This is a genomic window from Acidimicrobiales bacterium (assembly GCA_035630295.1).
Classification (GTDB): domain Bacteria; phylum Actinomycetota; class Acidimicrobiia; order Acidimicrobiales; family Iamiaceae; genus Iamia.
The window spans coordinates 310,237-332,916 of sequence record DASQKY010000042.1; the positions used below are offsets into that span (position 1 = coordinate 310,237).

Below are 22,680 nucleotides of genomic sequence, written 5' to 3' on the forward strand. Positions count from 1 at the left end.
GGGACGCCCGGCGTGACCACCACGGCGACGCTCGTCCAGCTGGCGGCCGAGCTGACCCTCTTCGTGGTGGCCGTGGCCGGGGCCGGCCTGTCGGTCCGCACCGGCCTGCTGGGCCTGGACCGGGCCGCCCGCCTGCTGCTGGTCTTCGGCTTCGCCGTCCTGGCCGCCAGCGCCTTCGCGGTGGGGTCGCTGGCCGTGGACCGGGCCGAGGAGCCGGCGGCCCTGGCCGCCCTGCGCGTCGCCGGCGCCGTCCTGGTCGCCCTGGGCGCGCTGCGCTGGGCCGGCAGCCGGCGGGGCCGGCCGCTGCTGCTGGCCGGCCTGGTGGTGCTGGTGGCCGCCGCCGTGGTCGACGCCCGGGGCGTCGACCTGGGGGCCGACCGGGTGGGGGCCGAGCCCCTGGTCCTGGCGGCCGCCGCCCTGATGGCCGCGGCCCTGGTGGTGGCCGGGCGCCACACCATCCCCGGTCGCATCGGCACCAGCGTGGCCGGGGTGCTCCTGGCCGTGGTGCTGCTGGTCTCGCTCTCCCTCTCCGCCGTCATCAGTGCCACCGTCGAGGACGAGGCCCTCCGCCGCTACGGCGCCCGGGCCTCGGCCGAGGCCGACGCCGCCCAGGCCGAGGCCGAGGGGGCGCTCGACGCCGCCAACCTGGTGGCGGCCTCGGCCGGGGCCCGGCTGGGCGACGACCTGGGCCGGCTGGCCGACCCCGACGCCGAGCCGGCCGTGGCCGACGCGGCCCGGGCCCGGGTGGCCACCGCCGTCGCCGCCCTGGTGGGCCCCGACGGCCTGTCCGTGGACGGCCCGGTGGTGGTCGTCGATCCCGGCGGCGCGCCCGAGGTGGCGGTGCCCGAGGCCCTGGGCACGGCCACCCGGCTGGCCCTGGGGGGCGACGCCGTGGTCCGCGAGGCCCTGGACGTCGACGGCCCCCGCCAGGGCGTGGCCGTGGTCGGCCGCGACGCCTACGCCCTGGCCGCGGTGCCGGTGCGGGCCGCGGCGGGGGGCACCCGCGGCACCGTCGGCGTGGTGGTGGTGGCCAGCCCCCTCGACGACGCCTTCCTGCAGCGCCGGGCGGCCCAGGGCGAGGCCGTGTCCCTGGCCCTGGTGGCCGGCGACGGCGTGGTGGCCACCGCCGGCCCGCAGCCGTCCCCGGCCCAGCTCCGGGCCCGGGCCCGGGCCGTGGTCGACTCGGCCGGCCGCGGCTTCGACGGCGACGTGGCCGGGCGCTTCGTGGTGACCCGGCCCGTGGCTGCCGGTGGCCTGCCGCCCCAGATGGCCCTGGTGCTGTCCACCCCCACCGACCGGGTGGGGCGGACCCGCGAGGACCTGTACCGGTCCCTGTTCGCGGTGGCCCTGGCCGCCGGCCTGGCCGGCATCGCCCTGTCGATCGTGGTGGGTGAGCGCATCGGCGGGGCCATCCGGCGCCTGACCGCGGCGGCGGCCCGCATCCGCGAGGGCGACCTGGAGGCCCGGGCCGCCGTCGACCGGGAGGACGAGCTGGGCGAGCTGTCCGAGACCTTCGACGCCATGGCGGCCTCGGTCCACGACCTGACCGACGACCTGCGCCGCTCGGCGGCGGCCGAGGGGCGCCTGCGGGCCCGGCTGGAGAGCGTGTTCGCCGGCGTGGCCGAGGCGGTGGTGGCCGCCGACGAGGACCGCCGGGTGACCGAGCTCAACGTGGCTGCCCTCGACCTCCTGGGCCTGGACGAGGACGACCTCGACGGTCGGGTCCTCGACGACCTGGTCCCTCTGGTCGGGCCCGACGGGGACCCGGTGGCCCTCAGCGCCCCCGCCGGCGGGCCCCGCCTGGTCGTCGGATCGGTCCGCTCGGCCCGCGACCCCGACGCCGCCCCCACGCCGGTGGTGGGCACGATCGCCTCGCTCCACGGCCTCGACGGAGGCCGGGCCGGCACCGTGGTGGTGCTGCGCGACGTGCGCCGGGAGCAGGCCCTGGAGGAGGCCAAGCAGGACTTCCTGGCCAACATCGGCCACGAGCTGCGCACCCCGCTGACGCCCATCAAGGGCTACGCCGGGGTCCTGCGCCGCCGGACCCCCAGCCCTGAGCAGGCCCGGGAGTGGGCCGAGGGCATCGCCTCGGGGGTCGAGCGCCTGGAACACCTGGTTGAGCGCCTGGTGACCTTCACGGCCGTGACCGCCGGCCCGGCCGGCGCCGGCTCGGGCTCGGCCGGCGAGGTGGACGTCGGGGCCGTGGTGGAGGCGGTGGTGGCGGACTGGCGGGACCGTCTCGATCGCCCCCTCGAGGTCGAGGTGGAGGCGGGCCTGCCCCCGGTGCCGGGCGAGGAGGCCCACCTGCGGCTGGCCCTGGGGGAGCTGGTCGACAACGCCGGCCGCTTCTCCCCGCCGGGGTCGCCGGTGCGGGTCACGGCCGAGGGGCGGGCCCTGGCCGATGGCCGGCCCGGCGTCGTCCTCACCGTGCTCGACCAGGGTCGGGGGGCCGAGGAGCTGGGCGACGTGGTCGCTGCCTTCGCCCAGGGTGACCCCTCCGCCACCCGCCGTCACCAGGGTTTGGGCCTGGGCCTGGCCCTGGTCGACCGGGTGGCCCGGGCCCACGGCGGCCGCCTGGTCACCTCCTCCCCTTCCCAAGGCGGGACGGCGGTCTCTATCCTCGTGCCCGTGGTCACTGCCTCCACGGGGTCTCCCGTGTCCGTCGACCCGGTCCCCACCGGGCCCGACCCGCACGACGGGTCGAGCGTGTGACCGCGGTCCTCGGGCGGGTCCGGCTGGTGCCACCTGCGCCGGGGACCGAGCCCGAGGCCGCGCCGCTGGAGGAGCCCGAGCCGTCCCGGCCGCCACCGGGGGAGGCCGGCCGGCGCCCGCCCGGCCGCCTGCGCCGGGTGTGGATCCTGCCGGCGGCGGTGGTCGTGGCCGGGGCGCTGGCCCTGGTGCCGGTGGTGCGCGACGACGGCCCCGGCCCGGGCGAGGCCCAGGTCGAGGTGGACGGCACCGCCACCGTGGCCCGGGCCGGAGGTGGCACCGAGGTGGTCGAGGACGCGTCGGTGCGCATCGGCCCGGGTGATGTCATCGAGGTCACCGAGGGCACGGCCCGCTTCGCCCGGTCCGACGACGTCACCTTCGAGGGACGGGCCGGCCCGGCGGTGGCCGGCCGAGCCGGCACCACCGTCGAGATGGGCGCCGTGCCCGAGCTGCTCGCCGGCCCCCTCCTGGTGGTGGCGCCGGTGCCGGTGGAGCTGCGGGCCGCGGGCTCGCAGGTGACCGTGGGCCCGGCGGCCGGCGACGACGGCGCCGGCCGGCTCGACCGGCGCCTGGGCCTGGGCGTCGGCGCCTACCGGGGAACGGTGGCCGTCGACTCGGCCGGCCTGGGGGCCCGGGTGCCGGCCCTGCGCCGGATCGAGGTGGCGGCCCCCGGCTCGCTGGGCCGGCGCGATCTGCCCATCGAGTACACCGCGTCCGACCCGTGGGACCGGCGCTTCCTGGCCGGCGCCCTCCTCGTCGACCGCCAGCTTGCCCCCCTGCTGGCCGCCTTCGACGCCACCGCCGGCCCCGGCCCGGCCACCGTCGCCGGCCTGCGCCGCGCCCGGCCCGACCTGCCGGCGGCGGCCCTGCCGGCGCTGGTCCGCGCCGCCCCCTCCAGCTCGGCGGCGCTGGTCACCGCGGTGCTGGCCGACCTGGGCCCGGGGGGCACGTTCCCGTCCCGGGCCGCGGCGGTCCAGCGCTTCCGGGACGACGGCGCCCCCTGGGGGCTGGTCGCCCTGGACCGCGAGGTCGCCCCCCCGGCGTTGCTGGCCGGGGTGCGCCAGGCCCTCGACCGCCTCGGCCCCGACGTGGCCGCGGCGGCGGCCGAGACCGGAGGCGGGGCCGGGGCGCCCCCGCCCGCCACGGAGCCCACCGCCCCCGGGCCCGACGCCGCGGATCCCGCCGGCACCGGCGCCCCCGCTCCGGCCCCCGACCCGGCCGGTCCCGGCGGCGGGGCCACCCCCCCGGGTGGCGGGGCCACCCCCCCGGGCGGGTCCAGCGGCGGGGTCCCCGTCCCGCCCCCCCCGGCCCCCCTCCCTCCCCTCCCCGACCCGGGAGGGGTGGGTGGCACCGTGGGCGGTGTGGTGGAGGGCGCCGGCGAGACGGTGGGCGGCGTGGTGGAGGGCGCCGGCGGCACCGTGGGCGGCGTGGTGGAGGGAGCCGGCTCCACCCTGGGCGGCGTGGTCGACGGCCTGCTGGGAGTGGCGGGCCGCGCCCTCGGCGGGCCCGCCCCCGCCCCCTCGACCGCCCCCTCGACCGAAGGCCTCCTGGGCCTGGGGATCGGCGGGCTCTGACCGGCCCCGGTCGAGGGCGCGGCCCCGGCCGTCCCGGGCCGCGTGATTGCCCCGTCCCGGTGCGACGCCGGTCATAGCATCGGGTTCGATGCCCTCCCCCGCTCCCGACCACAGCGCGTCCTCGATCACCGGACGGGCCTTCGCCGTGCGCCGCAAGGGCGCCGATCCCGACGAGGTCCGGGCCTACCTCGGCCAGCTGGCCGAGGTGGTGGGCCGGCTCACCGTCGAGCGGGACGAGGCCAGGGCCGCGGTGGCCGACCTGCGCGCCGCGGCCGAGGACCGGCCCATGGTCGACGAGGACCAGCTCACCGCGGTCCTGGGCGAGGAGACGGCCCGGGTGCTGTCGTCGGCCCGCCACGCCGCCAGCGAGATGCGGGAGCGGGCCGAGGAGAGCGTGGCCCGCATGCTGCGGGAGGCGGCCGAGGAGGCCGGGGCCACTCGCCGGGCCGCCGAGGCCGACGCCCAGCAGGCTCGGGACGAGGCGGCACGGACCCGGGTCCAGGCCGACGAGGCCGGCCACGCCCTGGTGGCCGAGGCCACCGCCGAGGCCGAGCGGATCCGGGTCGAGGTCGAGGCCGAACGGGTGGCGGCCCGAGAGCGGGTCGAGGCCGCGGCCACGGCGGCCGCCGCCGAGCGCGAGCGCCTGCGGGCCGAGGTGGAGGCCGAGGTGGCCGCCACCCACGAGCAGATCGCGGCCGAGCGGGCCGCGGCCGAGGCCGAGGGCGTGGCGGTGCGGGCCGCGGCCGAGGTCGACGCAGCCCGCACCCGGGGTGAGGCCGAGGAGGTGCTGGGCCAGCGCACCGAGGAGGCGGAGGCGGCCGCGGCCGGCATCCGCGCCGACGCCGAGGCCGACGCCGCCACCCTCCGGGCCGAGGCCGAGGCGGCGGCCGTCGAGACCCGGGCCGGGGCCGAGCGGGACCGGGAGGCAGCCCAGGCCGAGGGGCGGGAGATGGTGGCCGAGGCCCAGCGGGTGCGGGAGCGGATGCTGGCCGACCTGGCCCGCCGCCGGAAGGCGGCCCGGGTCCAGCTGGAGCAGCTCCAGGGCGCTCGCGACCGCCTGCTCGACTCCTACGAGGCCGTGCAGCGCACCATGGACGAGGCCACCGCCGGCCTGCGCACCGCCCTGCCGGCGGCCCGCTCCGCGGCCGACGCGGCCCGCATCCGGGCCGAGTCCGAGCCCGAGGCCACCGTCGAGCAGCTCGAGGCCCAGATCGCCGCGGCCCGGGCCGCCGGCCTGCCCCTGGTGGCCCCGGCCGGCGAGGACGACCCCCAGGCGGCCGAGGCCGAGGCCGAGCCGGCCACGGCCGCCGCGGTGCCGGCACCGGCGCCCGAGGCCGGCCTGTGGGGCCCGCCCGAGGCGACGGCCGAGCAGGAGCCGAGCTGGGAGGAGCCCGACGCCGGGGAGCCGCCCTCGCCCACCGAGGTGGCCGCCGAGGCGGGCGGGCCCGAGCCCGAGCCGGCGGTCGAGCCGGGGCCGGTCGACGGCCGGGACGGCGACGTGCACGAGCTCTTCGCCCGGCTCAAGGCCGAGAGCGAGCAGGCCGCGCCGGAGGCGGAGTCCGACGGCCCGCCCGACGAGGCGACGGCCGAGCCCCAGGGCGACGTGGCGGCCGCCGTGGCCGACGACCCACCCGACGGTGAGGACGAGGACGGCGACGAGCCGTCCGGGGCGGCCTCGGCCGGCCCCCTCGACGACGAGGAGCCGGCCCCGCCCGCCCTCGACGACGACGAGCCCGCCGGCACCGACGACGAGGCCCTGTTGAGCCTGCTGGAGCGGCGTGACGGGGTGATCGAGCCCATCGAGGCCCGCATCGCCCGGCGGCTCAAGCGGGCCCTGGCCGACGAGCAGGGCCAGGTGCTCGACGGGGTGCGCCGGGGCCGGGGTCGCCCGGACCTCGATGCCATCCTGGCCCCGGAGGACCAGGCGGCCGCCTACGCCGCGGCCGTGGTCGACGACCTGCGGGCCGCGGCCGAGGAGGGGGCCGCCTTCGAGGGGGCGTCGCTGCCGGCCTCGGCCGCCGGTGCGGTCGACACGGTGGCCGCGGAGCTGGCCCGGGAGCTGGCCGCCGTGGTCCGTCCCCGGGTGGCCCGCTGCTTCGAGGCCGGCGAGGACGCCGAGGACACCTCCGACCACCTCCGGGCCGCCTACCGCGAGTGGAAGACCGACCGGCTCATCGAGGCCACCCGCCACCTGGTGCTCTCCGCCTTCGGCGAGGGCCAGTGCGCGGTGCGGCCGGCCGGGGTGCCGGTGCGGTGGGTGCCGGACCCGGCCCAGGCCGCCTGCCCGGACTGCGAGGACGACGCCCTGGCCGGCGCTCTGCCCTCGGGCCAGGCCTTCCCCACCGGCCACGTCCACCCGCCGGCGCACCCGGGGTGCCGCTGCCTGGTGGTGGGGGAGCGGGTGGCAGCCCCCGCCTGAACGATGCCGCCTGAGCGACCCGCCTGAGCGACCCGCTCGAGCGACCCAGCCTGATCGGCCCGTCCCGACAAGGGACCCCCGACCGCCCTCGGTAGGCTGCGGCCGGTATGCGCCCCCCCTCCGACATGCCGCGGCCGGCTCGCCCGCCGCGCCGCCGCCGGCTGCCCACCGGGCGGGGGCGGGTCGTCCTCGTGGTCGCCCTGGTCGTGCTGTTCGTGCTGGCCACGTCGCTGCGGGGCATGGCCGGCTTCTACACCGACTACTTGTGGTTCGAGTCGCTGGGCCTGACCGAGGTGTGGCGGGGGGTGCTGGGCGCCAAGGTGAGCCTGGTCGCCATCTTCACCCTGGCCTTCTTCGTGCTGACGTGGGTCAACCTCACCGTGGCCGAGCGGCTGAGCGGCCGGGCGGTCCGCTTCGGCGGGTCGAACGAGGACGAGCTGGTGCTGCGCTACCGCGAGCTGGTGGGCCGCCGGTCGATGGCGGTGCGCTCCGGGGTGGCGGGCCTGCTGGCCCTCATCGCCGGCAGCGGGACGGCGGGCCAGTGGGACAACTGGATCCTGTTCCGCAACCACGTCCCCTTCGGCCAGGACGACGCCACCTTCGGCATCGACATCGGCTTCTACGTGTTCCAGCTCCCGTTCCTGCGCTTCGTGGCCGGGTGGTTGTTCTCGGCCCTGGTGGTGATCCTGGTGGCCACGGTGGTGGCCCACTACCTGAACGGCGGCATCCGGATGCAGGCCAGCCGGGAGCGGGTCAGCGCCCACGTCAAGGCCCACGTGTCGGTGCTGTTCGCGGCCCTGGCCCTGGTGAAGGCGGCCCAGTACCTGCTCGACCGCTACGAGCTCGTGTACTCGTCCCGGGGCCCGGTCGACGGCGCCACCTACACCGACGTCAACGTGCAGATGAAGTCCATCAACCTGCTGGTCCTCATCTCGCTGTTCGCCACCGCCCTGTTCATCTTCAACATCTTCCGGCGGGGGTGGGTGCTGCCGGTGCTGGCCGTGGGGCTGTGGGGCCTGGTGGCCATCCTGGCCGGCGAGGCGGTCCCGGCGTACGTGCAGAAGTTCCGGGTGGAGCCCCGGGAGTCGGCCCTGGAGCAGCGCTACGTCCAGCGCAACATGGACGCCACCAAGGCCGCGCTGGGCCTGGAGGGCATCGAGACCCGGGCCTTCGACGCCGACGGGCAGCTCACCGGCGACCAGCTCCTGAACAACGCCGACACGGTCCGCAACATCCGCCTGTGGGACACCGGTGAGCTGGAGGAGACCTACCAGCGCCTCCAAGGCCTGAGCCCCTTCTACGACATCGGGGACGTGGACGTCGACCGCTACACGGTCGGGGGCCGCACCGAGCAGGTGATGGTGGCCTCCCGCCAGATCAACCAGTCGAGCGAGGTGCTGCGGGGGTGGGAGTCGTCGCGGCTGGTGTACACCTCGGGCTACGGGGCGGTCATGGCCCCGGCCAACGCCAAGACCAGCGACGGGCAGCCGGACCTGGTCATGCGCGACATCCCGGTGCAGAGCGACGAGGGCTACCCGGTGCTGGAGCAGCCGTCGATCTACTTCGGTGAGGAGCAGAGCGGCTACAAGATCGTCAACACGTCACGGCCCGAGCTCGTCCTCCAGAACGAGGACGACACCACCCGGACCGGCAGCTACCAGGGCGCCGACGGCGTGCCCCTCGACAGCGTGGTGCGCCGGGCCGCCTTCGCCCTCCGCTTCGGGGAGATCGAGCCGCTCATCTCCTCCAGCATCCGCTCCGACTCCAAGGTCCTCCTCCAGCGCGACGTGGTGGAGCGGGTCGAGAGCCTGGCCCCGTTCCTGACCTTCGACTCCGACCCGTACTCGGTGATCCTCGACGGGCGCCTGGTGTACGTGATCGACGGCTACACCACCACCGACCGCTACCCCAACGCCCAGCGGGTCGACGCCGATGACGACCTGACCGGCCGCGACCTCCGGGGCCAGTCCTTCAACTACATCCGCAACCCGGTGAAGGCGGTGGTCGACGCCTACGACGGTTCCGTCGACATGTACGTCACCGACGAGGTCGACCCCCTGCTGCGGGCCTACCGCCACGCCTTCCCGGACCTGTTCACCTCCCTGGACGAGGCGCCGCCCGGCCTCCAGGCCCACTTCCGCTACCCGGAGGACCTGTTCCGGGTGCAGACCACCATGTGGGGCCGCTACCACGTGGAGAGCCCGGACCAGCTCCTCCTGGGCCAGGCCCGGTGGACGGTGGCCGCCTCACCGGACGCCATCGACCCCGACGGCCAGTCGACCACCACCGCGGCCAGCGGCCCGCCGGGCACGGCGGTGCCCACCACCGGGTCCAGCGGGGCCCGGGCCATCGAGCCGTCGTACCAGCTGTTGCGGCTGCCGGGCGAGGACGAGGAGTCCTTCACGCTGATGCGGCCGTTCACGCCCGCGTCCCGGGGGCAGCTCACCTCGTTCATGGCCGCCTCACCGGACGGCCGGCTGGTGAGCTACGACATGCCGTCGGGCGAGCTGCCCAACGGCCCGGGGGTGGCCGCCGCCGGCATGCAGCAGGACCCCCGCGTCTCCAACCTGCAGACCCGGCTGCGGACCCAGGGCAACGAGGTGTCGTTCGGCAACGCGCTGCTCATCCCCATCGAGCAGTCCATCCTGTACGTCCGCCCGCTGTACGTGACCGCCTCGGCCAACCCCAACCCGCAGATCAAGGCGGTGGTGGTGTACTTCCAGCGGGGCGACGGCGAGACCGAGGTGGAGGTCGACACCACGCTGGCCGGGGCCCTCCAGCGGCTCTTCGGCGTGGCCCCCGAGACCTTGGAGGCCGACCCCGACGAGGCCGACATCGAGGACATCCTCGACGACCCCACCGCGGAGCCCGAGGAGCCGGCCGACCCGCCCGAGGAGCCGGGGGAGGAGCCCAGCGCCTTCGAGGGCACCGACGACGAGCTGGCCCAGGCCGTGGCCGACAAGTTCGACGAGGCCGACGCCGCCTTCCAGGAGGGCGACACCGCGGCCTGGATCCAGGCCGTGAACGAGGCCGAGGCCCTGGCCCGCCAGTTGGCCGAGCGCCGGACCGGTGACGACCCGGGCGGTGGCGACCCCCCGTCCTCCACTACCGCTCCCTCTGGCGGCTCGACCAGCTCGACCACCACGACCACGACGACGGCCCCGCCGCCCACCACCCGCCCGTCGGCCTGAGCTCGCCCGGGCGGGCCGGCTCAGCGCTCGGCGTACTCGGCGGCGGCGGCGATGGCCAGGACCAGCTCGGTGCGGTCGGCGCCGTTCTCCAGCTGGTCGACCCAGGACGCCCCGCCCACCAGGTCGGCGGTCCGGCCGAACAGGACGCGGAACAGCATGTCCACGTACTCGCGGTCGGAGTCGTAATCGGCGGAGAAGAAGGCGATCCGCATCTCGGGCGTGTTCATGAAGGCCACCAGGGCCGGGCCCACGCCGTCGCGTCGAGCCCGCTCGGCCCAGTCCTCGATGTCGTCAGGGTCGGTGGTCGCCCCACGCTCTCGGACCTCGGCGTACGCCCGCTCGAAGACGTGGCGCGCCTTGGGATCGTGGTCGTCGCCCCACCCGATGGCGCCCCAGGCCTGAGCGACGGTGGCACCCGCGCTCTGGCGGACGGGTCCGATGGCCGAGCCCACCACGGCGGCGATGAAGGCGCCGATGATGAGCCAGAGCACGCGGCGTCGGGGCGGATCGCCGCGCCGGATCCCCTCGGCGATCATGTCGGAGCCCCGGCTGTAGTCGATCTCCATGGCGTGTGTCTCCTGACTGCACCCCTCCTCAGGGTGGGATCAGGATGCCAGCACGCAATGCCAATGTCACCTCCTTCCGAGCTTTCACTCCGATCTCATTCCGGTGCTCACCCTGAGCGGCGGACCGTACCCTTGAGCGCCGACCGTCCTCACTCTGGGCGACGGTCCCCCCGGTCGGCGGCGTTCGGGCAGACTCCGGCGATGGCAGACGACGTGAGGGAGCTCCGGTGACCGAGATCCACGGGCCCCGGCCCACCGCCCCGCGGATCCCCCCGCTGGCCGAGGACGAGATGGACCCCCGCCAGCTCGAGCTCATGGGCCAGGTCGGGCTGGGCGGGCCGACGGTAAACATCTTCGCCACCCTGGTGCGCCACCCGGGCCTGTTCGCCCGGTGGCTGCCCTTCGGGGGCAAGCTGCTGGCCGGCAAGCTCCCGGCCCGCGACCGGGAGCTGCTGGTCCTGCGGACCGGGTGGCTGTGCCGGGCCGAGTACGAGTGGGCCCAGCACGTGGCCCTGGCCCGGTCGGTGGGCCTGAGCGACGCCGAGATCGAGCGCACCCTGGAGGGGCCCGGGGCCGAGGGCTGGACGCCCATGGAGTCGGTGCTGCTCCAGGCCGCCGACGAGCTCCACACCGACGCCTGCATCACCGATGTCACCTGGGCCACCCTGGCCGAGGACTACGACGAGGCCCAGCTCATCGAGATCCCCATGGTGGTCGGCCACTACCACCTGGTCTCCTTCACCCTCAACAGCCTGGGTGTGCCGTTGGAGGACGGGGTGGCCGGCTTCCCCTCAGGAGCCACCGATGGCTGAGGGCGAGGCTCGGACCGAGCGCCTGGCCGGCCACACCGTGCTGGTGGTGGGGGCCGGGTCGCAGCCCACCGACGAGCCCGACGCCCCCGTGGGCAACGGGCGGGCCATCGCCGTGGCCTGCGCCCGGGAGGGGGCGCGGGTGGTGTGCGCCGATCGCGACCGGTCCGCCGCCGAGGTCACCGCCGCCCTGGTCGGCGACGTGGGGGGCACCGCCGTGGTGGTCGAGGGGGACGTCAGCGACGAGGAGGCCTGCCGGGAGATGGTGGCCTCCGCCCCGGGCCTCACCGGCGTGGTCTGCAACGCCGGCATCGGGCCGGGGGCCGGCGGCCTCATCGGCACCACAGCCGAGGACTGGGACACCACCCTGGCCGTCAACCTGCGGGGCCCGTTCCTGGTGGCCCGCCTGGCCCTGCCCGTCCTGGGGCCCGGCGGCTCCTTCGTGTTCGTCGGGTCGCTGGCCGGGCTCCGGCCCGGGAGCAAGCTGCCGGCCTACGACGCATCCAAGGCCGGCCTCATCGGCCTGTCCCGCCACGTCGCCCTGGAGGGCGCCCGCCAGGGCGTGCGGTCCAACGTGATCGCCCCCGGCCTCATCGACACCCCGCTGGGGCGGGCCGCCACCCGGGGCCGGCCGGCCCGAGGTCGCACCCCGGTGCCCCTGGGCCGTCAGGGGACGGCGTGGGAGGTGGCGGCGGCCACCGTCTTCCTCCTGTCCGACGAGGCGTCGTACATCACCGGCACCACCCTCACCGTGGACGGCGGGCTCAGCCTGATCTGATCAGCCGGTGCGGCGGTCGGGGAGGAAGCGGAAGCGGTCCCGCACCTCGGCCACCCGGGCGGCCGAGACGTCGGCCAGCAGGATGGTCTCGCCCTGCGCTGCGGTGGCCAGCAGCTCGCCGCCGGGATCGACGATGCGACTGTCGCCCACGTAGTCGAGGCCGCCGCCCCGGCCCACCCGGTTCACCCCCACCACGTAGGCCTGGTTCTCGATGGCCCGGGCCTGGAGGAGGACCTGCCAGTGGAGGCGCCGGCTGTCGGGCCAGTTGGCGGGAACCAGGTACAGGTCGGTGTCGCGGGCCACCTGCCACATCTCGTCCGCGAAGCGCAGGTCGTAGCAGACGAACGGGCTGACCCGGAGCCCGCCGATCTCCACCGACACCAGCTCCTCGCCGGCCCGGAACCACCGCTCCTCCCCGGCGTGGGTGAAGGGGTGGATCTTCCGGTAGCGGTGGGTGGTGCCGTCGGGGGCGGCCAGCACGAAGGCGTTGTGGGGCCGCCGGTCGTCGGCGGGGGCGTCGGCCGGCACCTCGGGGCAGGTGCCCCCGACCCACACGCCGTGCTCGGCGGCCCGGGCGGCCAGGAACCGGGCCGAGGGGCCGCCCTCGGGCTCGGCCAGGGCCGGGTCGTCGACGGCGAAGCCGGTGGAGAACGTCTCGGCCAGCACCACCAGGCCGGCCCCGGCCCCGGCCGCCGCCGCCACCAGCGGGGCGAGGCGGGCGAAGTTGGCGTCGCGGTCGGCCCAGGCGATGTCGTGCTGCACGGCGGCCACCCGCAGGGTGCCCTCGGGCGGCGCGCTGGTGGCGGTCACGCCCGCAACCCTGCCAGCCCCCCGCCGGTGGCGTCGAGCACGTCCGCTCCGCGCCCGTGGGTCAGCGGGACGAGAAGTGGAGGGGGGCGCCGTAGGAGCCGCCCTGCTCCTGGCGCCCGGTGCCCGAGGTCCACCGCCACTGCACCGAGAAGCGGGGCCCGACCCGGTGGGCCACCTTGGGGACGGCGTGCTCCCAGCCGGCCTGGCACCCCCCGCCCATGACCAGGAGGTCGCCCCCGGCCGGGGCCAGGTCGATGATCGCTCCCCGCTCGGGCAGGTCGTGAGCGTGCCGGTGGGCCCGGGGCCGGAGCAGGAACGGCCGCCGGGCTCCCACCACCAGGAGGGCGATGCGGGTGTCGTCCAGCCACTTCATGTCCCGGTCCCGGTGGAAGCCGACGCTGTCGCGCTGGTCCCGGTACCAGGCCACCGACGGCGCGGCCAGGCGCACGCCGTAGCGGTGCTGCAGGGCCCGATGGGCCTCCGAGAGGACCGGGTGGGGAGGCTGGTCGAGGGGGTAGACGGACGTGAGCCGGGGCACGTCGACCCAGTGGTCGTAGCGGAACACCTGGCCCTCGCCCCACGCCAGGCGCTCGGCCAGGGCCCGGGCCAGCTCCTCGCTGCCCTCGACCACGCCGCGGGCCACGTCCACCCACGATCGCCGGTCCAGCCACGTGCGCTCGAAGGTGGCGTCCGGCCGCAGGGTGGCCGCCTGGGCGTCCGACGGGTCGGCGGTGGGCGGCACGCCGCCCAGGCTACCGACAGCTCGGTGACCGGCGCATCGGCGGCCGGAACCGGGAGAGAGGGAGCGGCACCGACCGGGAACGGGGGAGGGGTGGTGTCCCCGGCCGGTACCGCATCATGCCGGCACGAAGCCGGGCGAACGCTCCGGTGCGGAACCACCTACCGCACCGTTCCCGGACAGGCCGGGTGATGGAAGGGAGTCTACGCGCGTTCGGGGCTGTGGGACACCCCGGCACCATGTGACGGGTGGCGGTGGGCCCGACACCGGCGTGACCTCGGTCGTTGCGGTGCGAAGAGATCCGCGACCCACCCCTTCGAGGGGTGGATGGGGCCCGAAGGGGCTAAGAGGGCGCCCGGAGGTCGCTAGCGTGCCAGCGGCGAAGGGAGCCCATGGGATCGCTGCTGGCCGCGCTGGGGCTGGTGTTCGTGGCCGAGCTGGGCGACAAGACCCAGCTGGTGGCCCTGGGCCTCGGCGCCCGCCACCGGCTGGCTCCCGTGGTCGCCGGGGTGGTGGCCGCCTACGCCGCCACCAACCTGCTCTCCGTGGTGGTCGGGGGGCTGGTGGGCGAGGCCCTGCCCACCCGGGCCATCGGCATCGCCGGTGGCATCCTGTTCCTGGGCTTCGCGGCCTGGACCCTGCGGTCGGGCCCCGACCAGCACGACGACGCGGCCCGACCCGCCGGCTCCCGCTCGGTCGTGGTGTCCGTGGCCGTGGCCATGTTCGTGGCCGAGCTGGGCGACAAGACCATGCTGGCCACCGCCACGCTGGCCGCCAAGGGCGACCCGGTCCTGGTCTGGGTGGGCGCCACCCTCGGCATCATCGCCAGCGGCCTGCTGGGTGTGCTGCTGGGCCGGGCCTTCGGGGCCCGCCTGCCGGAGGCGGCCACCCGCATCGGCTCCGCCGTCCTGTTCGCCGTCTTCGGCCTGGTGTTGCTGGTCACCAGCCTGTAGTCACAAATACCCCCAGGGGGTACTTGCCATCGATACCCCCTGGGGGTATGTTGGGAGGGACCGATCGACCGCCACCCTGGAGGACGCCATGAGTACCCGGACCACCGTCACCGTCGTGGGGATGACCTGCGAGCACTGCGTGGCCGCCGTCCACCGTGAGCTGGCCGCCCTGGACGGGGTGCGCAGCGTCGAGGTCGACCTGGCCTCCGGCACCGCCACCGTCGCCTCCGACGGCCCCCTCGACCCCGCCGCCGTGGCCGGCGCGGTGGACGACGCGGGTTACGAGGTCGTCGCGTGAGCCCCGCCGCCCGCATCGCCGCCTTCCTCGCCGCCCTGGCCGGGGCCGGAGCGCTGGGCGCCGGCCTGGGCGCCGCCGTCGGCCCCCTGGGCCCCGAGGCCCGCCCGCCGGCCCACGAGCAACCGACCCACGAGCGGCCCGCGCCGACCCAACCGGCCGGGCCGACCCACCCCGCCGGCCACCCGTCGGAAGGGGGCTGACATGGCTGCCACCCATCGCCCCCCGGCCGAGGCGTCCAGCGACGTCACCCTGGCCATCACCGGCATGACCTGCGCTTCCTGCGCGGCCCGGATCGAGAAGCGCCTGAACCGGCTGGACGGGGTCACCGCCTCGGTCAACTACGCCACTGAGAAGGCCCGGGCCACCGTCGAGGGCGACGTCTCCCCCCAGGAGCTCGTGGCCCAGGTCGAGGCGGCCGGCTACGGGGCCACCGTGCCCTCCTCGTCGCACGCCCCCCACGCCACCGACCCCCAGCCGCCCGACGAACACGGGCCCGACGACCACGGACCCGACCCCCACGGGCACGAGCACCACGACCTGGAGCCGGTGGACGTCCTGCGTCGGCGGCTGCTGGTCACGGTGGCGCTGGCCGTCCCGGTGGTGCTCCTGGCCATGGTCCCCGCCCTCCAGTTCGACGGGTGGCAGTGGATCTCGCTGAGCCTGGCCGGACCCGTCGTCACCTGGGGGGCCTGGCCCTTCCACCGGGCCACCTGGGCCAACCTGCGCCACGGGGCCGCCACCATGGACACCCTGGTGTCGGTGGGCATCGCGGCCGCCTTCGGCTGGTCGCTCTACGCCCTGCTCCTCGGTGACGCGGGGGAGATCGGCCTGAGCCACGGCTTCTCCCTGCGCCCCGAGCGGGGCATGGCGTCGAGCCAGGTCTACCTGGAGGTGGCGGCCGGGGTCACCACCTTCCTCCTGGCCGGCCGCTACGCCGAGGCCCGGGCCAAGCGGCGGTCGGGGGCCGCCCTGGAGGCCCTGCTGGAGATGGGGGCCAAGGACGTGGCCGTGGTCCGGGACGGGGAGGAGCGGCGGGTCCCGGTGGGCGAGCTGGCCGTGGGCGACCGCTTCGTGGTCCGCCCCGGCGAGAAGGTCGCCACCGACGGCGTCGTGGTCGAGGGCACCTCGGCCGTCGACGCCTCGCTGCTCACCGGCGAGCCGGTGCCGGTGGAGGTGGGACCGGGCGACGCCGTCACCGGCGCCACCGTCAACGCCGGCGGACGCCTGGTGGTCGAGGCCACCCGGGTCGGCTCCCACACCGCCCTGGCCCAGATCGCCCGCCTGGTCGAGGCGGCCCAGACCGGCAAGGCCCCGGTGCAACGCCTGGCCGACCGGATCTCGGCCGTGTTCGTCCCGGTGGTGATCGCCCTGGCTGCCGCCACCCTCGGCTTCTGGCTCACCGCGGCGGCCACCGATGCCCCGGTGGCCGCCTTCACCGCCGCCGTGGCCGTCCTCATCATCGCCTGCCCCTGCGCCCTGGGCCTGGCCACGCCGACGGCGCTCATGGTCGGCACCGGCCGGGGGGCCCAGCTCGGCGTCCTCATCAAGGGACCCGAGGTGCTGGAGTCCACCCGCCGGGTCGACACCGTGGTCCTGGACAAGACCGGCACCGTGACCACCGGGGCCATGGCCCTGGTCGACGTGGTGGCCGCGGCCGACGCCGACCCGTCCGAGGCCCTGCGCCTGGCCGGCTCGCTGGAGGACGCCTCGGAGCACCCCATCGCCCGGGCCGTGGCCGCCGGGGCCCGGGACCGGGGCCTGGCCCTCGCCCCGGTCGGCGCCTTCGCCAGCACGGAGGGCCTGGGCGTGGCCGGGGTGGTCGAGGGCCACGACGTGGTGGTGGGCCGGGAGCGCTTCCTGGTCGAGCGCGGGCTGGACCTGCCCGCCGAGCTGGCCGCCGCCCGCGACGCGGCCCAGGCCGAGGGGCGCACCCCGGTGGTGGTGGGCTGGGACGGGTCGGCCCGGGCCCTGCTGGTGGTGTCGGACACGGTGAAGCCCAGCTCGGCCGCCGCCGTGGCCGGCCTCCGGGCCCTGGGCCTGCGGCCGGTGCTGCTGACCGGCGACAACGAGCGGGCGGCCCGGTCCGTGGCCGCCCAGGTGGGCATCGACGAGGTGGTGGCCGACGTGCTGCCGGCCGACAAGGTGGCCGTGGTCCGGCGCCTCCAGGACGAGGGCCGGGTGGTGGCCATGGTCGGCGACGGGGTCAACGACGCCGCCGCCCTGGCTCAGGCCGACCTGGGGCTGGCCATGGGGACCGGCACCGACGTGGCCATCGAGGCCAGCGACCTCACCCTGGTGCGGGGGGACCTGCGGGCCGCGGTGGACGCCATCCGGCTCTCGCGGCGCACCCTGGCCGTCATCAAGGGCAACCTGTTCTGGGCCTTCGCCTACAACGTGGCCGCCGTCCCGGTGGCCGCCGCCGGCCTCCTCAACCCCATGCTGGCCGGCGCGGCCATGGCCTTCAGCAGCGTCTTCGTGGTGACCAACAGCCTCCGCCTCCGCCGCTTCGCCCCCACCGCCACCTGACCGACCCCACCGCCGGGACACCCCGTCGAGGTGAGCGGCGCAGGACGGGCCGGGGTCAGGTCGGCGTGGGTGGGCACCGCCAACAGGGCCGACGCGTCGGGGCACCCCCTCGGCGCTCCCGGTGCGGGGGCGCGATGGGCGGGGGCGGGGGGGCTGGGCTAGCAAGCGGGGGTGGCCCGGGACGACGAGAGCGGACCGGTGGCGCCCGGTGCGCCGCCCCGGTGGCTGGAGCCGATGGCCGCCACCCTGGCCCGCGACGACCGGGTCCCGGACGGGGACTGGCAGGTGGAGCGCAAGCTCGACGGCGTGCGGGTCGTCGCCTACGTGGTGGGGGGCGAGGTCCGCCTCCTGTCCCGCAACCGCATCCACCAGGAGGACGTCTACCCCGAGGTGGTGGACGCCCTGGAGGACCTGGCCATCGACGCCGTGGTCGACGGGGAGGTGGTGGCCTTCGACGGCGGCGTGTCCAGCTTCGAGCGACTCCAGCAGCGGATGCACGTGCACGACGAGGCCCGGTCCCGGCGGTCGCGGGTGAAGGTGACCTACGTGGCCTTCGACCTCCTGTGGTTGGGCGACCAGGACGTGCGTGCCCTGCCGCTGTCCTCGCGGCGGGAGCTCCTGGAACAGGTGCTGGACCCCGGCCACGTCGTGACCCTGTCGGACCTGCTCGACGGTGACCCGGACACAGCCCGGGCCCGGGCCGTCGAGGAGGGCTGGGAGGGGCTCATCGTCAAGCGGCGAGCCAGCGCCTACCAGGGGCGCCGCAGCCGCGACTGGCTCAAGCTGAAGCTCGTCCGCCAGCAGGAGATGGTGGTGGTGGGCTTCACCGAGCCCACCGGTGGGCGACCGGCCCTCGGTGCCCTGCTGGTCGGCTACCACGAGGACGGCCGCCTCCGCTACGGCGGCAAGGTCGGCACCGGCTTCAGCCACCCCACCCTCGTGGCCCTGCGGGCCCGGCTCGACCCGCTGGAGATCGATGCCCCGCCGGTGCCCGACCCGCCCCGTGAGCCCACGGCCCACTGGGTGCGGCCCGAGCTGGTGGCCCAGGTCGGCTTCGGCGAGTGGAGCCGGGCCGGTCGGCTGCGCCACCCCCGCTACCTCGGCCTGCGGGCCGACAAGAACCCCGCCGACGTCGTCCGGGAGGGCTGAGCTCCGGGCGCCCGCGTCCGGCGCGACCAGGCGGTGTCGGTCAGGGCCGGGCCAGGCCCAGGGCCGCGGACAGGTCCCGCCAGGCGGCGGCGGGGACGTCGGTGGTGCCGTCGACGACCTGGATGCAGACGTGGTCGGCGCCGGCGTCGTGGTGGGCCTGCACCCGGGCCAGGACGGTGTCCATGTCGCCCCAGGCCACGACGGTGTCGACCAGCCGGTCGCTGCCCGCCCCGGCGAAGTCTTCGTCGGTCAGCGTGGGGTCGAGGCGGCGCAGGTTGCCGGCGTAGTTGGGCAGGCCGGTGTAGATCTTGGTGTGGGTGCGGGCCTTCTCCCGGGCCCGGGTGGGGTCCGTCTCCAGCACCACGGCCTGCTCGACGGCCAGCAGTGGCCCCTCGCCCAGGACGGCCCGGGCCGCCGCGGTGTGCTCGGGCGGGACGAAGTAGGGGTGGGCGCCGGCGGCCCGGTCCCGGGCCAGCGCCAGCATGCGGGGCCCGAGGGCGGCCAGCACCCGTTGGGGGGCGACGGGCGGGCGGGCGGCCAGGAACAGGGCGTCGTCCATGGTGTCGAGGTAGGCCCGCATGGCCGAGTAGGGCCGGGTGTAGTCGTGGCCCCGCACCCCCTCGACCATGGGCTGGTGGCTCACGCCCAGGCCGAGCAGGAAGCGGTCGGGGTGGGCCTCGGTGAGGGTCTGGTGGGCGGCGGCCGCGGCCATGGGGTCGCGGGCCCAGATGGAGGCGATGCCGGTGGCCACCACGATGTCGGTCCCGCCCCGGAGGAGGAGGGAGGCGTGGGTGAAGGCCTCGCGGCCCACCGCCTCGGGGACCCACACCGCCCCGAACCCCAGCTCGTCCAGCTCGTCCACGTGCTCGACGGACCGGGCCGAGGGCACCAGGTCGAGCTGGAAGGTCCAGATGCCGTACCGACCGATGTCCATGGCCCGACCGTACCGGCGGGATCGGCGCCGGGGTCCGGCGTGCCTCGGGGTCCACGCCGGGGTCGGGCGGGCCGGCGGGGTCGACGCCCAGGTCAGGTGGCGCCGGTGGGGCCGAAGCCGAGGTCCGACGTACCGGGGGTTGACGCCGGGAGCCGATCGTCGTACGTTTTCCGACGTGCCTTCGGAAAACGTCGAGATGTCGCCCCTCCAGGGTGACCGCCGGACCCGGAAGCGGGCCGCCCGCCGCGACGCCCTCCTGGTCCTGGCCGCCGACCTGGTCGAGCGCGACGGTCCCGACGCGCTGACCATGGCCGCCCTGGCCGAGGCGGCCGACTACGCCCCGGCCTCCCTCTACACCTACTTCCCGTCCCGGTCGGCCCTCCTGGCCGCCCTGCAGCAGGAGGCCCTCACCGTGCTGGGCCGGGTGGCCGAGGAGCACCTCGTGGCCTGGGACCGGGCCCTGGCCGAGACGGGGGCCGACGAGGCCGATGCCGCCCTGGCCCGCCTGCTGGCCTTCTCCCGCCTGTTCCTCACCGCTCCCGAGCACCACGCCCGGGAGTTCCACCTCCAGCAGCAGATGCTCGTCACCCGGGGCGTGGCCGAGACCGCGGACGTGGTCGAGGTGGTGCCGGTGGCCATGGCGGTGCTGGCCCTGCCCCGCCAGCTGCTGGCCGCCGCCGTCGAGGCCGGCGCCCTCGCCCCCCACGACCCGGTGGCCGACCCCCTCGACCACCCCCTGGAGGGCGCCCTGCTGCGCACCTTCGCCTGGATCGTGGCCCTCAACGGCGCCCTCATGGTCGACGGCATCGCCGCCGGCCTGCCCACCACCGGCGCCCTGCTCGGTGAGGAGATCACCGACTCCCTGCTGCGGGGCTGGGGGGCCGACGGGGCCGCCCTGGCCCGGGCCCGCGCCCTGGCCTCCTCCCTGCCCGTCGCCCTCGCTCCCTCCCGTCCCGGCCTCTCCGGCCCGACCCTGGACTCACCATGACCTTCCTCGCTGTCGCCCTCGCCTTCCCCGTCGGGTGGTCCCTGTGGACCCTCGCCGAGTACGTGCTCCACCGCTTCGCCATGCACCACCTGCACGGCAAGGGGATCATGAGCCGCGAGCACCTGGAGCACCACGTCACCGCCGGCTGGTCCTTCGACGTGAACCACATCCTGAGCTGGACCGGCATGCTGCTGGTGGGCGCCGTGCTGTGGGCCCCCCTGGGCTGGCTGGTGGCCGGCCCGGCCGTGGGCGTGACCGTGGCCGTGGGCTGGGCCTTCGGCTACTTCTTCTACGAGTACCAGCACGCCACCTCGCACCTGCGGCCGCCCTCCAACCGCTACCAGCGCCTGATCCGCCGGCACCACTTCCACCACCACTTCGGCACCCCGATGGCCAACCACGGCGTCTCGCTCCCCCTGTGGGACCGGGTCTTCGGCACCTACGAGCGCCCCGAGAAGGTGCGGGTGCCCCGCCGCCTGGCCCTGTCGTGGCTGGTCGACGAGGCCGGTGAGGTCCGCCCCGAGTTCCGGGACGACTACGTCCTGGTCGGCGAGCGGGACATGACCGACCGCCTGGCCAAGATCGACCGGGCCCGGGCCTTCGCCTCCCTCGCTCCGGTCGATTGACCGGAGCCGCCCGGGCCCGGTCTCTGTCGGCACGGAGAGCGGTGGAGCGACAGGAAATCGCCCGCTCGTGGTGAACTAGGGCGCCGGGGGCGCGCACGGAGGGACGCCGATGATCGAAGCCGAGCAGGCGGAGCACGACGCCGCCGCGCCTTCCGGCGCCGCCGCCGTGGACGCCTCCCCGACCGGCCCCCTGGTGGCCGATCTGGTGGCGTCGCTCGGCACCGGAGGGGGCGACGCCGTCTTCGGGGACCTCAACGACCTCGTCGTGGTGGTCGGTCCCGACCTGCGGGTCGAGTACGCCAACGCGGTGGCCGAGCACGTGCTGGGCCGCTCCCGGGCCCGCCTGGTGGGCCGGCGCGTGACCGAGCTGCTCCACCCGGCGGACGTGGAGCGGGCCCTCCACGCCGGGCGACGGGCGGGCACCGCGGCGGCCCCGCCGGCCGTGCCGGCCGTGTTCCGGATGCGGCACGGCGACGGCTCGTGGCGGTCGGTCCAGATCACCACCGGGCGCCTGGGGGGCCCGGGCCGGGAGTGGACGGTGGTCGTCGGCCGCCTGGACGAGGACCAGGCCGTGCAGCGCCGCATCACCGACCTCCTGACCGAGGGGGCGTCGGTGGACCGGGTCGTGGACCTGATCCCCTCCTTCGGCGGGTGGCGGTTCCCCGAGCTGCCCTTCGCGGTGGCCATCGACGGCCTGCAACTGGCCCGCCAGGTGGTCGGCGGCCCGGTGGCCCAGGAGTTGTTCCGGGTGCTGATGCCGGGGGAACCGTGGGCGCGCTCGCCCCGCCCGGACGACGCTCGCGGCGTACACGTGGGCGAGCCGGTCCGGGGCACGGTGGCCGAGCTGGACGGCGTGGGCCGGGCCGTGGCCGTCGAGCGCGGGATGTCGCAGTGGGTGCTCGTGCCGGTGCGGGCCGCCGACGGGGTGACCGGGGCAGTGGTGGTGGGCTGGACCCACCCGACCGGCCCGGCCCTGTCCGCGGTGGAGGACTGCGTGCGGTCGATGGCCCGCTCCACCGCCCTGGTGCTGGAGTGGCACCTCCAGCGCACAGCCCTGGAGCGCGCCGCGACGAGCGACCCGCTGACCGGCGTGGCCAACCGGGGCCACGTCCTGTCCGGGCTGCACGACGCCCTGGCCCGCGGCGACGGCCCCGTCGCCGTCCTCCACCTCGACCTGGACCGGTTCAAGGCCGTGAACGGCACCTGGGGCCACACCGTGGGCGACGCCGTGCTGGTCGAGGTGGCGCGCCGGGTGTCCTCCGTGCTCCGGCCCGGCGACCTGCTGGGCCGCGTCGGGAGCGACGAGCTGGTCGTGGTGTGCGCCGGCGTCGATGCCCGCCCCGCAGCCGACCAGCTGGCCGCCGCCGTCATCGACGCCATGGCCCGGCCCGTGACGGTGGCCGAGGCCGTCGTCGAGGTGGGGGTGAGCATCGGGGTGGCCATCGCCGATCGGGTCGGCGGCCCGGTGGCCGTCGACGACCTGCTGGCCCGGGCCGACACCGCCCTCTCCATGGCCAAGGGGTCCGGTGGGGGCCGGGTGGTGGTCACCTCCAGCCGGGGTGGCCTCGACCAGCGTGAGCCGCCCGCCGGCCCCTGACGCCGGTCGACGCG

The 22,680-nt window shown here is 76.4% G+C and carries 18 protein-coding genes; 14 read left to right on the forward strand and 4 right to left on the reverse strand.

What is annotated here, in order from left to right; all coding sequences use genetic code 11:
- Window positions 1-12: 12 nt before the first annotated feature.
- From VEW93_11735 to VEW93_11750, 4 genes are all read left to right on the forward strand, one after another.
- Entirely contained in the window at window positions 13-2,712 is a 2,700-nt protein-coding gene (locus tag VEW93_11735) for an ATP-binding protein (protein HYI62462.1), read from the forward strand.
- Complete coding sequence (locus VEW93_11740) at window positions 2,709-4,283, forward strand: hypothetical protein (protein HYI62463.1); 1,575 nt, start codon at window positions 2,709-2,711, stop codon at window positions 4,281-4,283. Before VEW93_11735 ends, VEW93_11740 begins: the two co-directional genes overlap by 4 nt.
- 88 nt (window positions 4,284-4,371) lie before the next feature.
- Entirely contained in the window at window positions 4,372-6,702 is a 2,331-nt protein-coding gene (locus VEW93_11745) for a DivIVA domain-containing protein (protein ID HYI62464.1), read from the forward strand.
- A 107-nt stretch (window positions 6,703-6,809) separates the two neighbouring features.
- Complete coding sequence (locus VEW93_11750; protein ID HYI62465.1) at window positions 6,810-9,893, forward strand: UPF0182 family protein; 3,084 nt, start codon at window positions 6,810-6,812, stop codon at window positions 9,891-9,893.
- A gap of 20 nt (window positions 9,894-9,913) precedes the next feature.
- On the opposite strand, the gene VEW93_11755 is transcribed toward VEW93_11750, so the two are convergent.
- Window positions 9,914-10,459 carry a DUF4214 domain-containing protein gene (locus tag VEW93_11755; protein ID HYI62466.1) on the reverse strand — a complete coding sequence of 182 codons (546 nt, stop codon included), beginning with the start codon at window positions 10,457-10,459 and terminating at the stop codon, window positions 9,914-9,916.
- A gap of 227 nt (window positions 10,460-10,686) precedes the next feature.
- Between VEW93_11755 and VEW93_11760 the strand changes: the two genes are divergently transcribed.
- Both VEW93_11760 and VEW93_11765 read left to right on the forward strand, forming a co-directional pair.
- Window positions 10,687-11,271 carry a carboxymuconolactone decarboxylase family protein gene (locus VEW93_11760; GenBank protein HYI62467.1) on the forward strand — a complete coding sequence of 195 codons (585 nt, stop codon included), beginning with the start codon at window positions 10,687-10,689 and terminating at the stop codon, window positions 11,269-11,271.
- Window positions 11,264-12,046, forward strand: coding sequence for an SDR family oxidoreductase (locus tag VEW93_11765; GenBank protein HYI62468.1), 783 nt, complete (start codon window positions 11,264-11,266; stop codon window positions 12,044-12,046). The genes VEW93_11760 and VEW93_11765 overlap by 8 nt, the downstream gene beginning before the upstream one ends.
- On the opposite strand, the gene VEW93_11770 is transcribed toward VEW93_11765, so the two are convergent.
- Together VEW93_11770 and VEW93_11775 are read right to left on the reverse strand one after the other, a co-directional pair.
- Window positions 12,047-12,856 carry a nitrilase-related carbon-nitrogen hydrolase gene (locus VEW93_11770; protein HYI62469.1) on the reverse strand — a complete coding sequence of 270 codons (810 nt, stop codon included), beginning with the start codon at window positions 12,854-12,856 and terminating at the stop codon, window positions 12,047-12,049. It abuts the gene before it with no gap.
- A 61-nt stretch (window positions 12,857-12,917) separates the two neighbouring features.
- The gene (locus VEW93_11775) at window positions 12,918-13,598 is read right to left on the reverse strand and encodes an alpha-ketoglutarate-dependent dioxygenase AlkB (protein HYI62470.1); all 681 of its coding nucleotides are present in this window, start codon (window positions 13,596-13,598) and stop codon (window positions 12,918-12,920) included.
- Window positions 13,599-13,987: 389 nt separating this feature from the next.
- Here VEW93_11775 and VEW93_11780 point away from each other — a divergent pair, with 389 nt between their 5' ends.
- The 5 genes from VEW93_11780 to ligD all read left to right on the forward strand — a co-directional run bounded on the left by VEW93_11780 (window position 13,988) and on the right by ligD (window position 18,521).
- A complete protein-coding gene (locus tag VEW93_11780) occupies window positions 13,988-14,548 on the forward strand; it encodes a TMEM165/GDT1 family protein (protein ID HYI62471.1) in 561 nt (186 codons plus the stop codon).
- Window positions 14,549-14,636: 88 nt separating this feature from the next.
- Window positions 14,637-14,846, forward strand: a complete 210-nt coding sequence (locus VEW93_11785) for a cation transporter (protein ID HYI62472.1) — start codon at window positions 14,637-14,639, stop codon at window positions 14,844-14,846.
- Entirely contained in the window at window positions 14,843-15,046 is a 204-nt protein-coding gene (locus tag VEW93_11790; protein HYI62473.1) for a hypothetical protein, read from the forward strand. The genes VEW93_11785 and VEW93_11790 overlap by 4 nt, the downstream gene beginning before the upstream one ends.
- Before the next feature lies 1 nt (window position 15,047).
- Window positions 15,048-17,372, forward strand: a complete 2,325-nt coding sequence (locus VEW93_11795; protein HYI62474.1) for a heavy metal translocating P-type ATPase — start codon at window positions 15,048-15,050, stop codon at window positions 17,370-17,372.
- A 171-nt stretch (window positions 17,373-17,543) separates the two neighbouring features.
- Window positions 17,544-18,521: a non-homologous end-joining DNA ligase gene (gene ligD / locus VEW93_11800; protein HYI62475.1), complete on the forward strand. Its 978-nt coding sequence runs from the start codon at window positions 17,544-17,546 to the stop codon at window positions 18,519-18,521.
- 40 nt (window positions 18,522-18,561) lie between these two features.
- Here ligD and VEW93_11805 read toward each other — a convergent pair whose 3' ends face one another.
- Window positions 18,562-19,455 carry an LLM class F420-dependent oxidoreductase gene (locus tag VEW93_11805; protein ID HYI62476.1) on the reverse strand — a complete coding sequence of 298 codons (894 nt, stop codon included), beginning with the start codon at window positions 19,453-19,455 and terminating at the stop codon, window positions 18,562-18,564.
- A gap of 175 nt (window positions 19,456-19,630) precedes the next feature.
- Here VEW93_11805 and VEW93_11810 point away from each other — a divergent pair, with 175 nt between their 5' ends.
- From VEW93_11810 to VEW93_11820, 3 genes are all read left to right on the forward strand, one after another.
- Window positions 19,631-20,443, forward strand: a complete 813-nt coding sequence (locus tag VEW93_11810; GenBank protein ID HYI62477.1) for a TetR family transcriptional regulator — start codon at window positions 19,631-19,633, stop codon at window positions 20,441-20,443.
- A complete protein-coding gene (locus VEW93_11815; GenBank protein HYI62478.1) occupies window positions 20,440-21,069 on the forward strand; it encodes a sterol desaturase family protein in 630 nt (209 codons plus the stop codon). The genes VEW93_11810 and VEW93_11815 overlap by 4 nt, the downstream gene beginning before the upstream one ends.
- Before the next feature lie 109 nt (window positions 21,070-21,178).
- On the forward strand, window positions 21,179-22,666 hold the full coding sequence (locus VEW93_11820) for a GGDEF domain-containing protein (GenBank protein HYI62479.1): 1,488 nt from the start codon (window positions 21,179-21,181) through the stop codon (window positions 22,664-22,666).
- The last annotated feature ends 14 nt before the right edge of the window (window positions 22,667-22,680 follow it).

Coding starts and splice junctions, on each gene's coding strand:
- VEW93_11815 (HYI62478.1), top strand. CDS start 20,440: ATGACCTTCCTCGCTGTCGCCCTCGCCTTCCCCGTCGGGTGGTCCCTG.
- VEW93_11820 (HYI62479.1), top strand. CDS start 21,179: ATGATCGAAGCCGAGCAGGCGGAGCACGACGCCGCCGCGCCTTCCGGC.
- VEW93_11805 (HYI62476.1), bottom strand. CDS start 19,455: ATGGACATCGGTCGGTACGGCATCTGGACCTTCCAGCTCGACCTGGTG.
- VEW93_11750 (HYI62465.1), top strand. CDS start 6,810: ATGCGCCCCCCCTCCGACATGCCGCGGCCGGCTCGCCCGCCGCGCCGC.
- VEW93_11745 (HYI62464.1), top strand. CDS start 4,372: ATGCCCTCCCCCGCTCCCGACCACAGCGCGTCCTCGATCACCGGACGG.
- VEW93_11765 (HYI62468.1), top strand. CDS start 11,264: ATGGCTGAGGGCGAGGCTCGGACCGAGCGCCTGGCCGGCCACACCGTG.
- VEW93_11795 (HYI62474.1), top strand. CDS start 15,048: ATGGCTGCCACCCATCGCCCCCCGGCCGAGGCGTCCAGCGACGTCACC.
- VEW93_11755 (HYI62466.1), bottom strand. CDS start 10,459: ATGGAGATCGACTACAGCCGGGGCTCCGACATGATCGCCGAGGGGATC.
- VEW93_11780 (HYI62471.1), top strand. CDS start 13,988: ATGGGATCGCTGCTGGCCGCGCTGGGGCTGGTGTTCGTGGCCGAGCTG.
- VEW93_11785 (HYI62472.1), top strand. CDS start 14,637: ATGAGTACCCGGACCACCGTCACCGTCGTGGGGATGACCTGCGAGCAC.